A 16,791-nucleotide genomic window follows, 5' to 3' on the forward strand; every position below is an offset into this window, starting at 1 on the left:
CAACGATATGCTCTTCGGTCAAATTCTCCCAGCCGTCTCTTCGCTCTGCGCTACCTGTCTATATCCTTACTCGGCCCGCCACCGCCTCATCGACGGGCGGGTTCCGTTGGAGCAATGTTTCCTGTCGCCTGACGCTTAAAGGGCAGTGCCGCGCAGGGATACGCCGAAGTTTCAGTGGCGGATTTCGGTCTCGATGTACGTTCTCAGCCTGTCGATCACGCGTTCAATGCCTGGCGCGTCTTCAACGAAATTGACGAAGTCAAGATGTTTGATATCCGACGGAATGTCCGCCTCGGACCGGGTGATCAGCACGACCCGTTTTCCGATCGTGTGAGCCACGCCAATCTCATAGAAAACGTTGGCGTTTTGTTCCGTGCAGTCCGCAATGATCAACTGTGCCGCGCAAATTCCGTCCCACACCTTGTCCATAAATGGACCCGGTGAGAAGTGTTCGTCTGCGCGTTCGATGACAATACCAAGGTCATTGCCCAGTTTTTTAAGGTGGTCAACGTAAAAAGCGTTGAATCGGGTAGCGAATGGCATCAAGACGAAAACGTCAACCGGGCGCTGCGGTTTCCGTGGACGCCCGAAGATCGGAACGACCGCGACTCCCTCGGCGTGACGTGACAGTAGTGCGACCTCCGACTGGCTCATGCCACCAAAGGCGACACGCATTTTTGACCAGAGTCCCGTATCGTCGATTCGGCCAATGGTTGGCTTTCCGTCCTCGTCTGTCACTTCTTCGAACGTAATCAGGCCCAATTCACGCAGTTGTATCAGTTTGTTGTGTAAGGAAATCGCTGCCGTATTCCCGACAAGATCCGGCGGAGACAAATATTGGAATCGAGCACAAAGATCGTTCCAGTTTTTGCAACTACGCAGGAGGTGAAGGATCAACGCGCCATTTTCAATGTGCTGGAAAGGGATGTCCTGCTCGATTAGATAGTGCATTTCTCGAAACGATCTCCGCAAGTTCGCACCCTTCTTCCGGGTTATGTCGACCGTCGCCACGCACGGTACGATTACCCGGCACTCTTATCCAGCCTAGTCGGTCGGACGCATATTGCAAGACCTCGGTCAGCGTGTCGCGGTGCCGCGCCAACGCCTCCAGGACGCATTGAAAACAGGGGGAGATTCGAGGAAGCCCACCTACGTTGTTCTATTGACTCCATGGGTTGGGCCAGCCCGGCAATCACCCGTCACCAGAACAAATCACTCGATCGCATCACACCGCCAACGTACGCCAACGCACATTGCCATTCTTGCGTTCTCCCTACCCCGAACTATCTTGCACCTCAAACTGGAGCCGCTGCGCGACACCGAGCGCGACATCAGGGCACTTGCTGTGTGAGCAGAACGCCGCGTATGCCACGATAGACAACGCCAGACAGGTTCCTGCATGACAGGATGCTGTCTTTCTACGGGCACCGACTGATTCAGGTGCTCATCGACAGGATTGAACAGGTCGAAATTCACCTGTTCGAACAGCAAGGATGCACCATGCCAGACCGCCGCCGCTACCGAAGGAAGCCCGACCAGTTCGTCCTCGCAATTCAACTCGATCTCGATACTGCAGGCTTCACCTATCGCAAGTGGGGGCCGAGCAACGCTGCAAGAAAGGCGACTGGCTCGTCGACAATGACGGCGATACCTACACCGTGGACGGTGCTGTGTTTGCGAGTACGTACCGAAAGCTGCGTGAAGGCGTCTATGTCAAGTCCACGCCGATCTGGGCAGAAGTCGCAACCGAAGCGGGAAGCGTGGCGACGAAGGAAGGCCATTCACACTATAAGAAAGGAGACTACGTCGTCTCCAATAACGAAGATGGAACGGACGCCTACTGCATCGGAGCCGCCAGATTCGAGTCGACATACGAGCTCGATGAATAGCAGCCATCGCCTGGAGTCGTCGTGATGGGAACAGGTGCAGTCAATACTGCAATCCGTGCGTCATCAACTGGAGTACCGCCATGGGCACATGTTTCGTGGTGATGGGGTTCGGCAAGAAAACCGATTTCGAAAGCGGCCGCACGTTCGATCTCGACAAGTCCTATCGCAACCTCATCAAGCCAGCGGTCGAGGCAGCCGGCTATGAGTGCACAAGGGCCGATGAAATCGTGCATTCCGGCCTGATCGACGTACCCATGTACAAGCAACTTCAGGCAGCCGATATCGTGATCGCAGACCTGTCGACATCCAACAAGAATGCGTTCTATGAGCTCGGAATCCGGCACGCGCTGCGGCCTCACACCACGATCGTCATGGCCGAAGATGGACTCAAGGCTCCCTTCGACGTGAACCACGTGGTGGTTCATCACTACAAACACCTCGGCGAGGATATCGGCTTTGACGAGGTCATGCGATTTCGAGCCATCCTGACGAACGCAATCTCGGTCATTTCCGAACAGGCCATCGCCGATCGTGTCGACAGCCCCGTGTATCGTTTCATCAACGGGCTGGCCGTACCCATGATCGGCATGGCGACGCCGACGACACCCGTATCGCCCGCCGTCCCTGCCAAGCCGACGCCTGCTGTGCCCGATGAGTCGGCGGCGGGCCCGACGCACAGCGACCTGATGCGGCAGGTTGACGATGCTGTCAAGGCGGGCGATTTCATCACTGCGAAAACACTGCTCGCTGCGATACGCACCATGATGAAGACCGATGCGCCCGATCGGCCCGAGGATCCTTTCATCGTCCAGCGCCTGGCTCTTCTTACTTACAAAAGCAGGCATCCGACTGAGCAGGCTGCACTGGAAGCGGCGTCACGGCTTCTCGAAGGTCTTGAACCACAGGTTTCGAACGACACAGAAACCCTCGGTCTGTGGGGCTCGATTCACAAGCGCCTGTGGTCTTTGACCCGAGACATCATGCATCTCGACGAGGCGATACGTGCCTACGAACGCGGCTTCTACATTCGCAACGACTACTACAATGGGATCAACCTCGCCTTCCTGCTGAACGTGCGCGCCTCGCTTGCGACCGATCGGACGGAGGCGATCGCCGACTTCGTGATCGCGCGCCGCGTTCGCAGGGAGGTCGTGGAAATCTGCGAGAGATGGCTACTCGACAACCCTCCGCCTGTCGATCCGAGCACGACCAACCAAAAGACGCTGGAGCAGGCTCAGTGCAACCGCTACTGGGTTCTCGCAACCATCAGCGAAGCCAAGGTGGGTCTGAACGCCGCGGATGCACAACAGGAGCTCGATAAAGCCTATGAGGCCGCTCCAGACACGTGGATGACGCAGACGACCCGTGAACAGGTCGACAACCTGCGGGCGCTGCTGGCCGTTTCCCCGTTAGTGGGATTGTAGGGGGAGATCCTTTCGTCGCTGACTTCGATGCGTTCATCTCGCCGCGCCGGACAGTGCGCAACGTACATTGGGCACTTCTGTGTGCCCGGCACCGGGTTCAGCCTGCGAATCCTTGCGGCCGAAAGGCATGATCATTGAGCGGAATCCAGCCAGGTCAAAGCCTGCTTATATCGATCCACTCGACCTTGCCGCCATTTTCCCGGATGGCGTCGACCATGTGTTTCGTACCGCCCGGTCCATCGCCACCCTGCCCGTCCCATACGCACAAAAAGACGACGGGTCCGTCCGTCAGGCGCTGCGCCTCGGCCAGCATCCAGAGGTTGGTGCGTTGATAGGGATCGTCTCCCGGCTGCAGCGGGCCAAGCAGGTCCGGCGCAAGGAGCATGACCGCGTTCCCTGCCAGGCGGCGATATCGCTCTACCCATTCTTCGCCGGCAAAACGCACTGAGTTCTCAATGAAAGCCGGTTCGTCGAACGGTAGATGCAAGCGCAACGGCACACTCCGCGCGACCATCGCTTCGCCGAACAGAATGTCGCTGCCGCACGCGCCGCTGCCGATCGCAACATCGGCTGCCGTGGGTTCGAAAAGGTCAAGTTTCTGGGTGATTTCCGCAGCCACTCGCGATTCGAGTCGCGGAGGGAAACGCGGCTGCGCGCGATCAGGCGCGTCGATCATATGGCCGCTGAAGAGAAAGGCTGTCTTGGGCATTTCGGCTTCCCAGTCGAAAGTAACGATTCTATTGTCGAGAATCTGGCTCCGGCCAGGAGGTAAGGACATTATTGCATTTGGATAGCAGAAATAGTTGGTTGAGCCGCCAGATAGCCTTCACTAGACTGCAACTCATCTTGTCATAACAAGTTGAGCCATGTCGAAACCGGCCAGCCCCTCGCCCCCGTCGCCTCCGTGCCGCTCTACGCGCAGATCAAAGATGCGCTGCGCGTGCAGATTCTCGACGGCACCTATGCACCGCATTCGCAGATGCCATCCGAACACGAACTCTGCGCGATGTACGGCGTGAGCCGCATCACCGTGCGCCAGGCGCTCGGCGACCTGCAAAAAGAAGGCCTGTTGTTCAAGCTGCACGGCAAAGGCACGTTCGTATCGAAACCCAAGGCGTTTCAGAACGTAAGTTCGCTGCAGGGCTTTGCTGAAGCGATGTCGTCGATGGGTTATGAGATCGTCAACCAGCTGCGCAGCTTTCGCGTCGTCGAGGCCGATCGCAACGTGGCCGCGCGCCTCGGCGTCGAAGAAGGCGCGCCTGTCACGGAAATTCATCGCGTGCGGCTGCTGAACCGCGAGCCCCTATCGCTCGAACTGACCTGGCTTCCCGAAGCGCTCGGCACGCGTCTGGCGAATGCGGACCTCGTCACACGCGACATTTTCCTGATCCTCGAAAACGACTGCGGCGTGCCGCTCGGCCATGCGGATGTCGCGATCGACGCAATCCTCGCCGACGACGAAATCGTCGACGCGCTGCGGGTCGAGGAAGGCAGCCCGGTACTGCGCATCGACCGACTCACGCACGACGCGGCAGGCACGCCGATCGACTACGAACATCTGTACTTTCGCGGCGATGCGTTTCAGTACCGCTTCCGCATCGACCGGGAAAAAGCGGGCAAAAGCGCGAAGCACAAAGCAACGAGGAAAGCACGATGAACACCCATGTACTCGAATACGACATCGTCGTGGTCGGCGGCGGAACGGCGGGACCGATGGCCGCTGTCAAGGCGAAGGAAGCCAACCCGGACCTGAAGGTCTTGCTGCTCGAAAAAGCCAACGTCAAGCGTAGCGGCGCGATCTCGATGGGCATGGACGGGCTGAACAATGCGGTGATTCCCGGCCACGCGACACCCGAGCAATACACGCGTGAAATCACCATCGCCAACGACGGCATCGTCGATCAGGCCGCCGTCTACGCATACGCGAAGCACAGCTTCAAGACGATCGAAGAACTCGACCGTTGGGGCGTGAAATTCGAAAAGGACGGCACGGGCGATTACGCGGTCAAGAAAGTGCACCACATGGGCTCGTATGTGCTGCCGATGCCCGAAGGACACGACATCAAGAAAGTGCTGTACCGGCAACTGAAACGCGCGCGCATCGCGATCACGAATCGCATCGTTGCGACGCGTCTGTTGACCAACGCGCAGGGTAATGTGAACGGTGTAATGGGCTTCGATTGCCGCACGGCCGAGTTCTATGTGGTCCGCGCGAAAGCGGTGATTCTGTCGTGCGGCGCAGCGGGCCGGCTCGGCTTGCCCGCCTCCGGCTACCTGATGGGCACGTACGAGAACCCGACCAACGCAGGCGACGGCTACGCGATGGCCTATCACGCCGGCGCGGCGCTGGCGAATCTCGAATGCTTCCAGATCAACCCTTTGATCAAGGACTATAACGGTCCCGCCTGCGCGTACGTGACGGGCCCGCTGGGCGGCTTCACGGCGAACGGAAAAGGCGAACGCTTTATCGAATGCGATTACTGGAGCGGGCAGATGATGTGGGAGTTCTATCAGGAACTCCAGAGCGGCAACGGCCCGGTGTTTCTCAAGCTCGATCATCTCGCCGAAGAAACCATCCAGACCATCGAGCAGATCCTGCACACGAACGAACGCCCAAGCCGTGGGCGCTTTCACGCGGGACGTGGCACCGACTACCGGCAGCAGATGGTCGAGATGCATATCTCCGAGATCGGCTTTTGCAGCGGGCACAGCGCGTCGGGCGTGTACGTCAACGAGCACGCGGAGACGACTGTGGGCGGCCTTTACGCAGCGGGTGACATGGCCGCCGTGCCGCACAACTATATGCTCGGTGCGTTCACGTATGGCTGGTTTGCAGGTCAGAGCGCCGCCGCCTTCGTGGCGGGCCGCGAACATGCGCCGCCCGATCAAGAACAGATCGATGCCGAACGCGCGCGCATCTATGCGCCGCTCGAACGCGAACATGGGCTTGCGCCTTCGCAGGTCGAATACAAGTTGCGCCGCATGGTCAACGACTACCTTCAACCGCCCAAGGTGACGCGCAAGATGGAGATCGGCCTGCAACGCTTCGAGGAAATCGCCGACGACGTCGCTTCGATCAAGGCCACGCATCCGCATGAACTGATGCGCGCCGCCGAAGTGCGCGCCATCCGCGATTGCGCCGAAATGGCCGCGCGGGCGTCGCTGTATCGCACCGAGAGCCGCTGGGGTCTGTATCACCATCGCGTCGATTATCCGCAGCGCAACGACGCCGACTGGTTCTGCCATACGCATCTGCGCAAGGATGCAACGGGCCGCATGACCAGCGAGAAACGCGCGGTCGATCCGTACATCGTGCCGCTCGATGAACGTGAACGCAGTTCGTACAGCAACCTGCGCATTCACGACGACAAACCCGATCCGCGCGCGAACGCCCAGGCGCTCGCCGATGTGACCGCCTGACAGGAGCACTCGCGATGTCCTTCACCCCGCACGACATTCTTCATCGAAGCACAGCGCCCGTCACGATCGACGAAAGCAAATGCATCGCCGATAAAGGCTGCACGGTATGCGTCGACGTGTGCCCGCTCGATCTGCTCGCGATCGACGTCAGCAAAGGCAAGGCCTACATGCAGTTCGACGAATGCTGGTACTGCATGCCGTGCGAACAGGATTGCCCGACGGGCGCCGTGAAAGTCGATATTCCTTATCTGCTGCGCTAGCGATACGACGCGAGCGCACAGCACTCACTGTTTTGCATCGATACCAACGAAAGAGCCGACATCATGACCACCCGCTACACTCTACCGCACTTCATTTCCGTTGCCTCCCTCGTCCTCGCATTCACTGCGGGATCGGCGCATGCCGAAACGATCCGCGTCGCCATCGGCACGCAGGACACGACGATCAACTGCGCGACAGGCGGCTTGTTGATCCGCGAACTGAACCTGCTCGACAAGTATCTGCCGCATACGGGCAAATACAAGGACGCGACCTACGACGTGCAATGGAAGGACTTCACGTCCGGCGCGCCGATCACGAACGAGATGGTCGCGGGCAAGCTCGACTTCGGCGTGATGGCGGATTTCCCGGGCTCGCTGAATGGCGCGGCGTTCCAGAAAGCGGGCCGCAAGAGCGTGTTCATTACCGTGTTGTCGGGCAGTGTGGACGGCAGCGGCAACGGCATCGTCGTGCCTGAGAATTCGCCCATCCGTTCGATCGCTGACCTCAAGGGCAAAACGATTTCCGTGCCCTTCGCATCGACGTCGCACGGCATGCTGCTGCGCGCGATCAAGGCGCAAGGCTGGAATCCCGAAACCGACGTGAACATCATCACACAGGCGCCGGAAGTGGCGGGCAGCGCGCTGAAGGCGAACAAGATCGACGCGCATGCGGACTTCGTGCCGTTCGCGGATCTGTTTCCCTATCGCGGGATCGCGCGCAAGATTTATGACGGCGCGCAAAGTCATGTGCCCACGTATCACGGCGCGCTCGTCGATGCGGCCTATGCGCAGAAATACCCGAAGTGGTCGTCGCGTATCTGCGTGCCGCCATCGAGGCGAACCGTCTGATCGCGCAAGACCCCGAAAAATACAGTCTGCTGATCCAGAAGACGACGGGCATCGAAGCACCCGTCGACTATCTGTACCACGGTCCGCTCGGCCTCCAGACACGCGACCTCACCTGGAAGCCGGAGTACCGGCAAGCCACGGCGACCGCAATCGAAACGCTGAAGCTGCTGAAGAAAACCGACGTCGATCTGGATGTGAACACGTTCATCGACGACCGGTATATCCGCCAGGCGTTCAAGGAATCCGGTCTCGACTACGACGCCGCGCTGAAGAACTACGCGAAGCAACCCCTCGTCGCCAACGACGCCGTGACAGGCAAGCCAATTCGCGACTTCAACGACGTCGCCCAGGTGTGGCTCGACAACGAAGCGAAGGTCCGCAACTACGCATCGGCGGATGAAGCGTTCGCTGCACTTGGCAAGATCGAGCAGTCGGGCGGCAAGGCGCGTGCCGTGTTCGTTCACGATCACCCAAGCGGCCTCAAGCTGTTCGCAAACCAGGCGTGGTATGTGAAGGACGCGCATGGCGCGATCACGGCGTTCCTGCTGAAAGCTGGTGCCGATCAATACGCGCAGCAGCTGTCGGGCGCCGTCGTCGATTATGCCGCCGCGAAAACGGGCGCGGCGCAAGCCGTCGCGTCGCGCTGAGCGCGTTTCATCGTCACGCCACATCGGGAAAACGTCTATGGCCGCCACTTTTGAACTCCGCGACAGACGCGAATCGACGCACCGACGCGCCCCTTTCTTCGCCTCAACGACCAGACGTCGCGCGTGGCGCGCGGCGTCGCTCGCGTTATGCGTCGCGCTCTGGCAACTGGCCGTGCACTTCAGGTTGTCGGCGGGCTTCATCACATTCGCGAACGTGCCCGCGCCTTCCGATGCCCTGCCCGCGCTATGGTCGCTGCTGCACTCGCCAAAGCTGCCGATGCATCTGGCCGCCAGCCTCTGGCGTGTGCTGGCGGGCTTCTGTGCCGCGACGGTGGTCGGCGTCGGCCTAGGTCTCGCGATCGGCCGCTACCGCGCCATAGAAGATACCGCGCTGCCCGCGCTTGAAGTGCTGCGCCCGATTCCCGCCGTCGCGTGGATACCGCTCGCGATCCTGATATTTCCGTCGTCGGAACTCAGCATGATGTTCATCACGTTCATCGGCGCGCTGTTTCCGATTCTGCTCAATACCGTGCATGGCGTGGAAGGCGTCGATCCGCGCCTCGTTGCGACGGCTCGCAGCCTCGGTACGAAACCATTAGCGCTTTATACCGAAGTCATTCTGCCAGGCGCCGCGCCCGCGATTTTCACGGGCCTCGCAATCGGCATGGGAACGGCGTGGTTCTGTCTAGTCACCGCAGAAATGATCGCGGGTCAATATGGCATTGGCTATTTCACGTGGGAGTCATACACGTTGCAGAACTATCCGGATATCGTCGTCGGCATGGCGCTGATCGGCGCGCTCGGGATGGGTAGCAGCGTGCTCGTCAAACGGTTGGGCATCGCGCTGACGCCGTGGTACAGACTGCAGGAGACCCGCCGATGAACAGCGTCGCCATTGAAGCCGCCACCACGGCGGCCAGCATCAACGTGCGCGGCCTGGCCGTCGAAGTCGGTCCGCCGCATGCGCGGATCGCCACACTCGACGGACTCGACGTCGATATCGCGCCCGGTCAGTTCGTCTGCGTGCTCGGCCCTTCGGGCTGCGGCAAGTCGACCTTGCTCGGCGCGATAGCGGGACACATCGCCGCGACACAAGGCACGATTGCCGTCGACGATGAAACCGTCGACCGTCCGCATCCCGAGCGCGGTCTCGTGTTTCAGCAGCACACGCTGTTTCCGTGGAAGCGCGTGATCGATAACGTCGCGTTCGGTCTCAAGATGAAGGGACTCGGCGCAAGCGAGCGGCGCAGGCAGGCGGCTGAACTGCTGGAACTCGTCGGCCTCGGCGGCTTCGATGCGCATTATCCGGCGCAGCTATCGGGCGGCATGCAGCAGCGCGTCGAGATCGCACGCGCGCTGATCAACCGGCCGCGCGTGCTGCTGATGGACGAGCCATTCGGCGCGCTCGACGCGCAAACGCGCCGCATGATGCAGACGCTGCTGCTCGATATCTGGGCGAAGGTACGCACCACTGTCGTGTTCGTCACACACGATATCGAAGAAGCGCTGTTTCTCGCCGACCGCATCCTGATGTTGTCGCAGCGCCCGGCACGCGTGATCGCGGATATTCCTGTGCCGTTGCCGCGCCCGCGCCGCGACGACACGACGCTCGACCCCGCCTTCATCGATATCAAGCGCCAATGCCTTGCACTGCTGCGTGAGACGGCATGACGCCGCGCAACTTCACACTTTGATCGTCCATGACCGACCCGACCATTCTGACCTACGATCCCCAATCACTCGCGCCGGAAGCGGTGGCGCTGCTGCCGCGTCTCGCGGATGCCGATGCCGTCGTGCGACGCATTGCGCTGCTCGAACTCGCCGACCTCGAAGATCCCGACGCGCTGCAACCCATAGTCGCCGCGCTGAAGCACGACGAATCCGCCGACGTGCGCAGCGAAGCGGCGCGCGTGCTGGGCGCATGGGAGCAACGGGACATCGTCGCGGCGTTGTGCGAGGCGTTGACCGACGCAGCACGCGATGTGCGCGAAGTCGCTGCGTCGAGTCTGTCGGCATTGAAGGACGCGTCTTCCGGCGAAGTGTTGTGCGCGTGGGTCGATCATCCCGAGCCCTTCGTGAAAGCGGCCATATTGCGCGCATTGCGTGAACTGCGTTACGCCGACGCGTTTTCAGCGGCAGTACGGGCACTCGATCACGACCATCCAGGTGTGCGCATCGAAGCCGTCAGTGTGCTCGGCTGGCTCAAGGACCCACGCGCGCTCCTGCCGCTCGCGCGTGTCGCGACGCGTGACACCAGCGCTGAGATTCGCCGCGCGGCCGTCGGCGCATTGGGTTTCGCGCCAGCGGACGATGCCACGACAGGCGACGCGCTGCTGCACACACTCGCCGATCCCGCGTGGCAAGTGCGCGAAGAAGCCGCCACGACGCTCGGCAAGCTGCGCGTGCAACCGGCTCGCGATGCACTGATCGCCGCGCTCGATGACGCCTACTGGCAAGTGCGCGTGCGCGCGGCGCGAGCTTTGGGTCAACTGGGCGACCGCGCCGCCGCGCAGCCGCTTGTCGCGCTGCTGTCGCATGCGATCAGCAACTTGCGCAAGGAAGCGGCGCTCGCGCTAGGCGAACTGCGTGATCCATCGACACTAGCCGCGCTGGAACACGCACTCGACGACGCCGATCCCGAAGTCCGCAAGGCTGTGCGGATCGCGTTGCAGCAGATCGGGCAAAGCGCGCGATGAAAACGCCTCGGCACATCGAGATCGATCACACAGCGCACACGCTGACGCTGCATTGGCCCGATGGCGCGACGCAGTGTGTCGCGCATCGCGTGCTGCGACAACTTTGCCCTTGCGCCGAATGCAAGCGTCTGCGCCTTCGTGGCGGCGAGCCCGTCGTGCGCGACGACATCGCCGTGCTGGACATCCGCCCCGCCGGATACGGCGTGCAACTGCTATTTAGCGACCAACACGAACGCGGCATTTTCCCGTGGGAATTTCTGGAAAGCCTGCCAGCCACCGCCTGACCTGCGCATATCGAGCCATGTCTAACATGCGCACTCGATATCTTTATCTGAATTTACTATTTAAATTCTGCATAACGCGGTGATAGCCTGATTTCGACCTGCAGACGCTGAATGCGTCTGCTTTCACATCCAATCGTCCGTCGAAGCGGAACATACGGCAAGGAGCCAACGTGAGCGTCGAATTCATCGGCATGATCCAGCAGCGCAAGGTATCGGAAACGCATCTGCCTCAAGGCCCCGCGATCGATACCGATTACGTGCGCGCCTTTGCCCAGGCCCACGAGAATGCGGGCTTCGATCGCATACTCGTGCCGCACAGTTCGACAAGCCCCGACGCGACGATCACGATTGCGTATGCCGCGAGCGTGACGTCGCGCGTGCACTTCATGCTCGCGCACCGCCCCGGCTTCGTCGCGCCGACGTTGGCCGCGCGGCAACTGGCCACGCTCGATCACTTCTCTGGCGGACGTCTCGCCGTGCACTTCATCTCCGGCGGCAGCGACGAGGACCAACGCCGCGACGGCGACTATCTCGCGCACGACGAACGCTATGCGCGCACCGACGAATATCTGCAGATCCTGCGGCGCGTCTGGACCGAAAACGAACCATTCGATCATGAAGGCCGTTTCTATCGCTTTGAAAAGGCTTTCTCCGATGTGAAGCCGAAGCAGACGCCGCACGTGCCGATCTATTTCGGCGGGGCATCGGAGGCTGCGCTCGCCGTCGCGGGCAAGCACGCCGATGTCTACGCGCTGTGGGGCGAATCGAAACAACAGGTCGCGGAACTGATCGGGCGCGTGCGTGCCGAAGCCGCAAAGCATGGCCGCAACGTGCGCTTCTCGGTGTCGTTCCGCCCGATTCTCGCGTCGACGGAAAAGGCGGCGTGGGAACGCGCCGAGCACATTCTCGAAGAAACACGGCGCCTGCGCGTCGAACAGGGCTTTTCGCGCGGCGGCCCGCAACAGAGCGAAGGCGCGAAGCGCCTGCTGGCCGCATCGGGCGACGGCGTACGTGCTGACGACCGGCTGTGGACGGCCGTCGCCAAGGAAATCGGCGGACGCTCGAATTCGACGGCGCTCGTCGGCACGCCGGCGCAGGTCGCGCAAACACTATCCGAGTATTACGAACTCGGCGTGACGACCTTCCTGGTGCGCGGCTTCGATCCGCTCGAAGATGCCATCGACTATGGGCGCGAACTGATCCCGACGACGCGCGAGTTGACCGCTCGCGTCCGTCGCGCCGCGTGACCGGGAGCATATAAACACATGAGCACCCTACTCCACGATACGCCCGCGGCCTCGCTCGCGCTTCACCAGACGCCCGTACGCAAGTTCTGGTTCGACGACGCGGCGCCGCAGCGCACGCTTGCGCAGGAACGCCGCCATCGGCAGGAGCGTCTTGCAGGCGCATTCCGCCTGTTTGCGCGCTATGGCTTCGCGCAAGGTCTCGCGGGTCATATCACCGCGCGCGATCCCGAATGGACCGATCACTTCTGGGTCAATCCGCTCGGCGAGCATTTCGGCCGCATTCGCGTGTCGGACCTGTTGCTCGTCAATCGTTATGGCGAGATCGTCGTCGGCGATGGCCCCGTGAATCAGGCAGCATTCGCGATTCACGCAGCGATTCATGAGGCGCGGCCTGACGTCGTCGCCGCTGCGCACACGCATTCGCTGTATGGCAAAGCGTGGTCCTCATTGGGACGCAAGCTCGATCCTTTGACGCAGGACTCGTGCTCATTCTACGAAGATCACGCGCTGTTCGACGACTTCAGGGGCGTCGTGCTCGATACGAACGAAGGCGCGCGCATCGCCGACGCGCTCGGCCAGCACAAGGCGGTGATCCTGAAGAACCACGGCATTCTGACGGCCGGGCCGAGCGTCGAGGCGGCTGCATGGTGGTACATCGCGCTCGACAACGCGTGCCACGCGCAACTGCTCGCCGAAGCCGCTGGCACGCCGCAACCGATCCCGCACGACATGGCCGCGTTGACGCATCAGCAGGTCGGCCGTCCCGGTGGCGCGCTGCACTCATTCGAGAGCCTGTATGAAGGGCTTGTCGAAGAGGAACGGGAGTTGCTCGACTGATGGCGATTCACAAACTGCGTCGATTCGTTGGCGAGATCGCGGCGCTCGTGGATGCCGACACCGCTGAACCCGAACTACTCGAACGTGGTGAGCCTGCGTTGCGCGAGCTGATCCATACCGACGACTGGCTGCCCGAGGCCTTTGCTCAACCGTCCACCGAGCGTTATCACCAATACCTGCTATATGCCGATGTGCAACAGCGCTTCTCCGTCGTCAGTTTCGTCTGGGGCCCTGGACAACAAACGCCGATCCACGACCACACGGTGTGGGGTTTGATCGGCGTGCTGCGTGGCGCTGAACTCGCCGCATCTTATGCGCGCGACAGCAACGGCACACTACGCCAGGCCGGCGACGAAATACGCCTTGAAAAAGGCGCTGTCGAAGCGGTCTCGCCGGAAATCGGCGATATTCACCGCGTGCGCAATGCGGATGATGATCGCGTATCCGTCAGCATTCACGTCTATGGCGCGAACATCGGCGCAGTGCTGCGCTCGACCTACGCGCTCGACGGCCTTAACAAGCCCTTCATCTCCGGCTACTCGAACGAAACCATCCCGAACCTGTGGGACCTCAGCAAGGAACGTCGTCATTCATGAAGTCATATCCCAGCGCACTTATGAAGACGTGCGCGACGCGCTGCTCGCCAGGCGTGAAATCGCCCTGCTCGATGTACGCGAAGAAGATCCGCACGCGCAATGTCACCCGCTGTTCGCAGCGAATCTCTCGCTCTCGCGCATCGAACTCGACGCGTGGACGCGACTGCCGCGCCGCGACGTGTCCATCGTGCTGTTCGATGCAGGCGAAGGCTTCGCGGAGCGCGCCGCCGACACGCTGACGTCGCTCGGCTACACGAACGTCGCGTTGCTCGCGGGCGGTCTGGACGGATGGATACGCGCGGGCGGCGAGGTGTTTCGCGACGTGAACGTGCTGAGCAAGGCGTTCGGCGAGTTCGTCGAAGCGCAGCGGCACACGCCGTCGCTTTCGGCAGAAGCCGTCGATGCGTTGCTGAAGAACGGCGACGACGTCGTCGTGCTCGATGCGCGCCGCTTCGACGAATATCAGACGATGAACATTCCGGGCAGTATCAGCGTGCCCGGCGCTGAACTGGTGTTGCGTGCGCGTGCACTTGCGCCGAAGCCGACCACGCGTGTGATCGTCAATTGCGCGGGGCGTACGCGCAGCATCATCGGTACGCAATCGCTCGTCAATGCCGGGCTGCCGAATCCCGTCGCCGCGCTGCGCAACGGCACGATTGGCTGGACGCTCGCGGGCCAACAACTCGAACACGGCAGCGACCGACGCTTCGATCCGCAAGCGGGGCTCGACGCGGCGGACATCGACGCATCGCAACGTTCCGCACTCGCGCTCGCGCAACGCGCGGGCGTGGGCCGCACCACGCTCGACGAAGCCGCGCGCTGGGCCGCCGACCCGTCGCGCACCACCTATCGCTTCGACGTGCGCACCCCCGCCGAGTACGAACGCGCGCACGCGCCCGGTTTTCAGGGCGCGCCGGGCGGACAACTGGTGCAGGAGACGGACATGTTCGCGCCGGTGCGCGGCGCGCGCGTCGCGCTGTTCGACGACGACGGCGTGCGCGCGAACATGACGGCTTCGTGGCTCGCGCAGATGAACATCGACACCTACGTGGTCGACGCCGCATCGCCGGACGACCTGACGGCAAGCGGACCGTGGCGAGCTGCGAAGCCGCAGCCTGCTTCGACGCCAACGCTCGCGCCACAAGAACTCGCAGCGGTGCTCGCTGACGCCGCGAGCGGCACCGTCGTGCTCGATGTGACGTCGAGCGCCAATCATGTGAAGGCGCATATACCGGGCGCTCACTGGATCGTGCGCTCGCGCCTGTCGAATGCCTTCGACGATCTGCGCGCGTTGCCCGATGCGAAGCGCTACGTGGTCACGTGCGGAACGAATGCGCTCGCGCCGTACATCGCGCCGGAAGTCGCGGCATTGACGGGCAAGCCGGTGCACGTGCTCGATGGCGGAACGTCGGCCTGGGTACGTGCGGGTTTGCCTGTCGAGAGCGGCGATGCACGTCTCGCTTCGCCGCGCATCGACCGTTACCGGCGCCCCTATGAGGGCACCGACAATGCGCGTGAAGCGATGAACGCGTATCTGGAATGGGAATACGGTTTAGTCGCGCAACTGGACCGCGACGGCACGCATGGGTTCTTCGTGATCTGATCGGGGCTCGCGGGGAGTGACTGGGAAGCTCAGGCCGCGCGCGACAAACGCGCGGCCTTGAAGCTCTTTTCGATGCTCTCCGACAGTACCGTCAACGCCGACTGCATCTTACCGAGGGCGCGCGAGCGCACCATCCACACCGCTATTTCAGGCTTGAAGTCACCAAGCTGGATCACGTCGAGTTGCGTCGCGTGCGCGCTTGCATTCAGCAGCGGCAACGGCACGAGACCCAACCCGACGCCATCGGCGACGAGGCCGAGTTGAAGTTCGGTGCCGAGCGTTTCCAGATTCAGTTTCAATGCGTAGCCCTGCGCGGCAAGCGCATGCTGTAGCCCCGCGCGAAAACCGCAGCCATCGGGATTCAGCACCCAGCCATACGCCTGGCATTCGGCCAGCGTATGCACGCGCTTTTTCATGCTGCCCTTGCGCGCAACGACCGCCAGCTTCAACGGACCGAGCACCTCGCCGACCAGCGCTTCCGGCAACGCGCGGTTTGCAGGCAGCAGCACGACAGCCGCATCCAGTTCACCGTCTTCGACTTTTTGCAGCAGCGGATTGCCCCACCCCGTCGATACACGCGCCTGCAATTCCGGGTGCGCTTCACGTAACGCATGCAAGGCCTTAAGCATCGCGACGTCAGCGACCGTCTGCGCGACGCCAAGACGCAGCACGCCTGCAAGCGGCGCATCGTCGGTGACGAGATGCCTGAGCGCTTCGACTTCGCGCACGATCGCGCGGCATTGCTCGTAGACGGCGCGCCCCATCGGCGTCGTCTTCAACGGCTTTGTGTTGCGGTCGAGCAAGGCCACGCCGAGCGCTTCCTCGAAGTTCTGGATCCGGCGCGTCACGGCGGGTTGCGTGAGCGCCAGCGCATTGGCCGCCTGATTCAGCGACTGGCTGCGCACGACAGCGACAAAGGCCTCGATCTCATCGAGTTTCATTGAGTGCTTTCCGCTTGAAGGATTGATGATTGCTGTGCCGAGCTTAGCGTGATTGACCTATCACATTCAAGGCCGCGTACGCATTTCGATCTCGCATA

At 61.8% G+C, this 16,791-nt stretch carries 16 protein-coding genes and 1 pseudogene; 14 read left to right on the forward strand and 3 right to left on the reverse strand.

Annotated elements, in window-relative coordinates; all coding sequences use genetic code 11:
* Positions 1 to 171 precede the first annotated feature (171 nt).
* Positions 172 to 951, reverse strand: coding sequence for a hypothetical protein (locus H1204_RS32895; RefSeq protein WP_180734693.1), 780 nt, complete (start codon positions 949 to 951; stop codon positions 172 to 174).
* Between the two features lie 641 nt (positions 952 to 1,592).
* On the opposite strand from H1204_RS32895, the gene H1204_RS32900 reads away from it, so the two are divergent.
* Together H1204_RS32900 and H1204_RS32905 are read left to right on the forward strand one after the other, a co-directional pair.
* The gene (locus H1204_RS32900; RefSeq protein WP_243468938.1) at positions 1,593 to 1,889 is read left to right on the forward strand and encodes a hypothetical protein; all 297 of its coding nucleotides are present in this window, start codon (positions 1,593 to 1,595) and stop codon (positions 1,887 to 1,889) included.
* An 80-nt stretch (positions 1,890 to 1,969) separates the two neighbouring features.
* Positions 1,970 to 3,313 carry a TRAFs-binding domain-containing protein gene (locus H1204_RS32905; protein WP_180734694.1) on the forward strand — a complete coding sequence of 448 codons (1,344 nt, stop codon included), beginning with the start codon at positions 1,970 to 1,972 and terminating at the stop codon, positions 3,311 to 3,313.
* 154 nt (positions 3,314 to 3,467) lie between these two features.
* On the opposite strand, the gene H1204_RS32910 is transcribed toward H1204_RS32905, so the two are convergent.
* Complete coding sequence (locus H1204_RS32910) at positions 3,468 to 3,989, reverse strand: hypothetical protein (protein WP_180734695.1); 522 nt, start codon at positions 3,987 to 3,989, stop codon at positions 3,468 to 3,470.
* A 183-nt stretch (positions 3,990 to 4,172) separates the two neighbouring features.
* Between H1204_RS32910 and H1204_RS32915 the strand changes: the two genes are divergently transcribed.
* The 12 genes and pseudogenes from H1204_RS32915 to H1204_RS32970 all read left to right on the forward strand — a co-directional run bounded on the left by H1204_RS32915 (position 4,173) and on the right by H1204_RS32970 (position 15,752).
* Entirely contained in the window at positions 4,173 to 4,970 is a 798-nt protein-coding gene (locus H1204_RS32915; RefSeq protein ID WP_180734696.1) for a GntR family transcriptional regulator, read from the forward strand.
* Positions 4,967 to 6,733 carry a fumarate reductase/succinate dehydrogenase flavoprotein subunit gene (locus H1204_RS32920; RefSeq protein WP_180734697.1) on the forward strand — a complete coding sequence of 589 codons (1,767 nt, stop codon included), beginning with the start codon at positions 4,967 to 4,969 and terminating at the stop codon, positions 6,731 to 6,733. Before H1204_RS32915 ends, H1204_RS32920 begins: the two co-directional genes overlap by 4 nt.
* A 14-nt stretch (positions 6,734 to 6,747) precedes the next feature.
* Complete coding sequence (locus H1204_RS32925; RefSeq protein WP_180734698.1) at positions 6,748 to 6,993, forward strand: ferredoxin family protein; 246 nt, start codon at positions 6,748 to 6,750, stop codon at positions 6,991 to 6,993.
* Positions 6,994 to 7,056: 63 nt separating this feature from the next.
* A pseudogene (locus H1204_RS32930) lies at positions 7,057 to 8,489 on the forward strand (ABC transporter substrate-binding protein).
* Between the two features lie 37 nt (positions 8,490 to 8,526).
* Complete coding sequence (locus H1204_RS32935) at positions 8,527 to 9,372, forward strand: ABC transporter permease (protein ID WP_180734699.1); 846 nt, start codon at positions 8,527 to 8,529, stop codon at positions 9,370 to 9,372.
* Positions 9,369 to 10,160, forward strand: a complete 792-nt coding sequence (locus H1204_RS32940) for an ABC transporter ATP-binding protein (protein WP_180734700.1) — start codon at positions 9,369 to 9,371, stop codon at positions 10,158 to 10,160. The genes H1204_RS32935 and H1204_RS32940 overlap by 4 nt, the downstream gene beginning before the upstream one ends.
* Positions 10,161 to 10,189: 29 nt before the next feature.
* Positions 10,190 to 11,185 carry a HEAT repeat domain-containing protein gene (locus tag H1204_RS32945; protein ID WP_180734701.1) on the forward strand — a complete coding sequence of 332 codons (996 nt, stop codon included), beginning with the start codon at positions 10,190 to 10,192 and terminating at the stop codon, positions 11,183 to 11,185.
* Positions 11,182 to 11,469, forward strand: a complete 288-nt coding sequence (locus H1204_RS32950) for a gamma-butyrobetaine hydroxylase-like domain-containing protein (RefSeq protein ID WP_180734702.1) — start codon at positions 11,182 to 11,184, stop codon at positions 11,467 to 11,469. The genes H1204_RS32945 and H1204_RS32950 overlap by 4 nt, the downstream gene beginning before the upstream one ends.
* 170 nt (positions 11,470 to 11,639) lie before the next feature.
* Positions 11,640 to 12,716 carry an LLM class flavin-dependent oxidoreductase gene (locus tag H1204_RS32955; protein ID WP_180734703.1) on the forward strand — a complete coding sequence of 359 codons (1,077 nt, stop codon included), beginning with the start codon at positions 11,640 to 11,642 and terminating at the stop codon, positions 12,714 to 12,716.
* Between the two features lie 18 nt (positions 12,717 to 12,734).
* Positions 12,735 to 13,553 (forward strand): class II aldolase/adducin family protein, encoded by an 819-nt coding sequence (locus H1204_RS32960; protein WP_180734704.1) that lies wholly within the window; start codon positions 12,735 to 12,737, stop codon positions 13,551 to 13,553.
* Entirely contained in the window at positions 13,553 to 14,149 is a 597-nt protein-coding gene (locus H1204_RS32965) for a cysteine dioxygenase (RefSeq protein ID WP_180734705.1), read from the forward strand. The genes H1204_RS32960 and H1204_RS32965 overlap by 1 nt, the downstream gene beginning before the upstream one ends.
* Positions 14,142 to 15,752, forward strand: coding sequence for a rhodanese-related sulfurtransferase (locus H1204_RS32970; RefSeq protein WP_180735121.1), 1,611 nt, complete (start codon positions 14,142 to 14,144; stop codon positions 15,750 to 15,752). The genes H1204_RS32965 and H1204_RS32970 overlap by 8 nt, the downstream gene beginning before the upstream one ends.
* Before the next feature lie 29 nt (positions 15,753 to 15,781).
* On the opposite strand, the gene H1204_RS32975 is transcribed toward H1204_RS32970, so the two are convergent.
* Positions 15,782 to 16,693: a LysR family transcriptional regulator gene (locus H1204_RS32975; protein WP_180734706.1), complete on the reverse strand. Its 912-nt coding sequence runs from the start codon at positions 16,691 to 16,693 to the stop codon at positions 15,782 to 15,784.
* Between the last annotated feature and the right edge of the window lie 98 nt (positions 16,694 to 16,791).

Origin of the sequence: Paraburkholderia sp. PGU19 (assembly GCF_013426915.1) — a bacterium.
In the GTDB taxonomy this organism is placed as follows: Bacteria; Pseudomonadota; Gammaproteobacteria; order Burkholderiales; family Burkholderiaceae; genus Paraburkholderia.

Excerpts from the sequence above, each read along its gene's own strand:
- H1204_RS32895 (WP_180734693.1), bottom strand. The coding sequence starts at position 951 with ATGCACTATCTAATCGAGCAGGACATCCCTTTCCAGCACATTGAAAAT.
- H1204_RS32905 (WP_180734694.1), top strand. The coding sequence starts at position 1,970 with ATGGGCACATGTTTCGTGGTGATGGGGTTCGGCAAGAAAACCGATTTC.
- H1204_RS32910 (WP_180734695.1), bottom strand. The coding sequence starts at position 3,989 with ATGATCGACGCGCCTGATCGCGCGCAGCCGCGTTTCCCTCCGCGACTC.
- H1204_RS32920 (WP_180734697.1), top strand. The coding sequence starts at position 4,967 with ATGAACACCCATGTACTCGAATACGACATCGTCGTGGTCGGCGGCGGA.
- H1204_RS32925 (WP_180734698.1), top strand. The coding sequence starts at position 6,748 with ATGTCCTTCACCCCGCACGACATTCTTCATCGAAGCACAGCGCCCGTC.
- H1204_RS32935 (WP_180734699.1), top strand. The coding sequence starts at position 8,527 with ATGGCCGCCACTTTTGAACTCCGCGACAGACGCGAATCGACGCACCGA.
- H1204_RS32940 (WP_180734700.1), top strand. The coding sequence starts at position 9,369 with ATGAACAGCGTCGCCATTGAAGCCGCCACCACGGCGGCCAGCATCAAC.
- H1204_RS32945 (WP_180734701.1), top strand. The coding sequence starts at position 10,190 with ATGACCGACCCGACCATTCTGACCTACGATCCCCAATCACTCGCGCCG.
- H1204_RS32950 (WP_180734702.1), top strand. The coding sequence starts at position 11,182 with ATGAAAACGCCTCGGCACATCGAGATCGATCACACAGCGCACACGCTG.
- H1204_RS32960 (WP_180734704.1), top strand. The coding sequence starts at position 12,735 with ATGAGCACCCTACTCCACGATACGCCCGCGGCCTCGCTCGCGCTTCAC.
- H1204_RS32965 (WP_180734705.1), top strand. The coding sequence starts at position 13,553 with ATGGCGATTCACAAACTGCGTCGATTCGTTGGCGAGATCGCGGCGCTC.
- H1204_RS32975 (WP_180734706.1), bottom strand. The coding sequence starts at position 16,693 with ATGAAACTCGATGAGATCGAGGCCTTTGTCGCTGTCGTGCGCAGCCAG.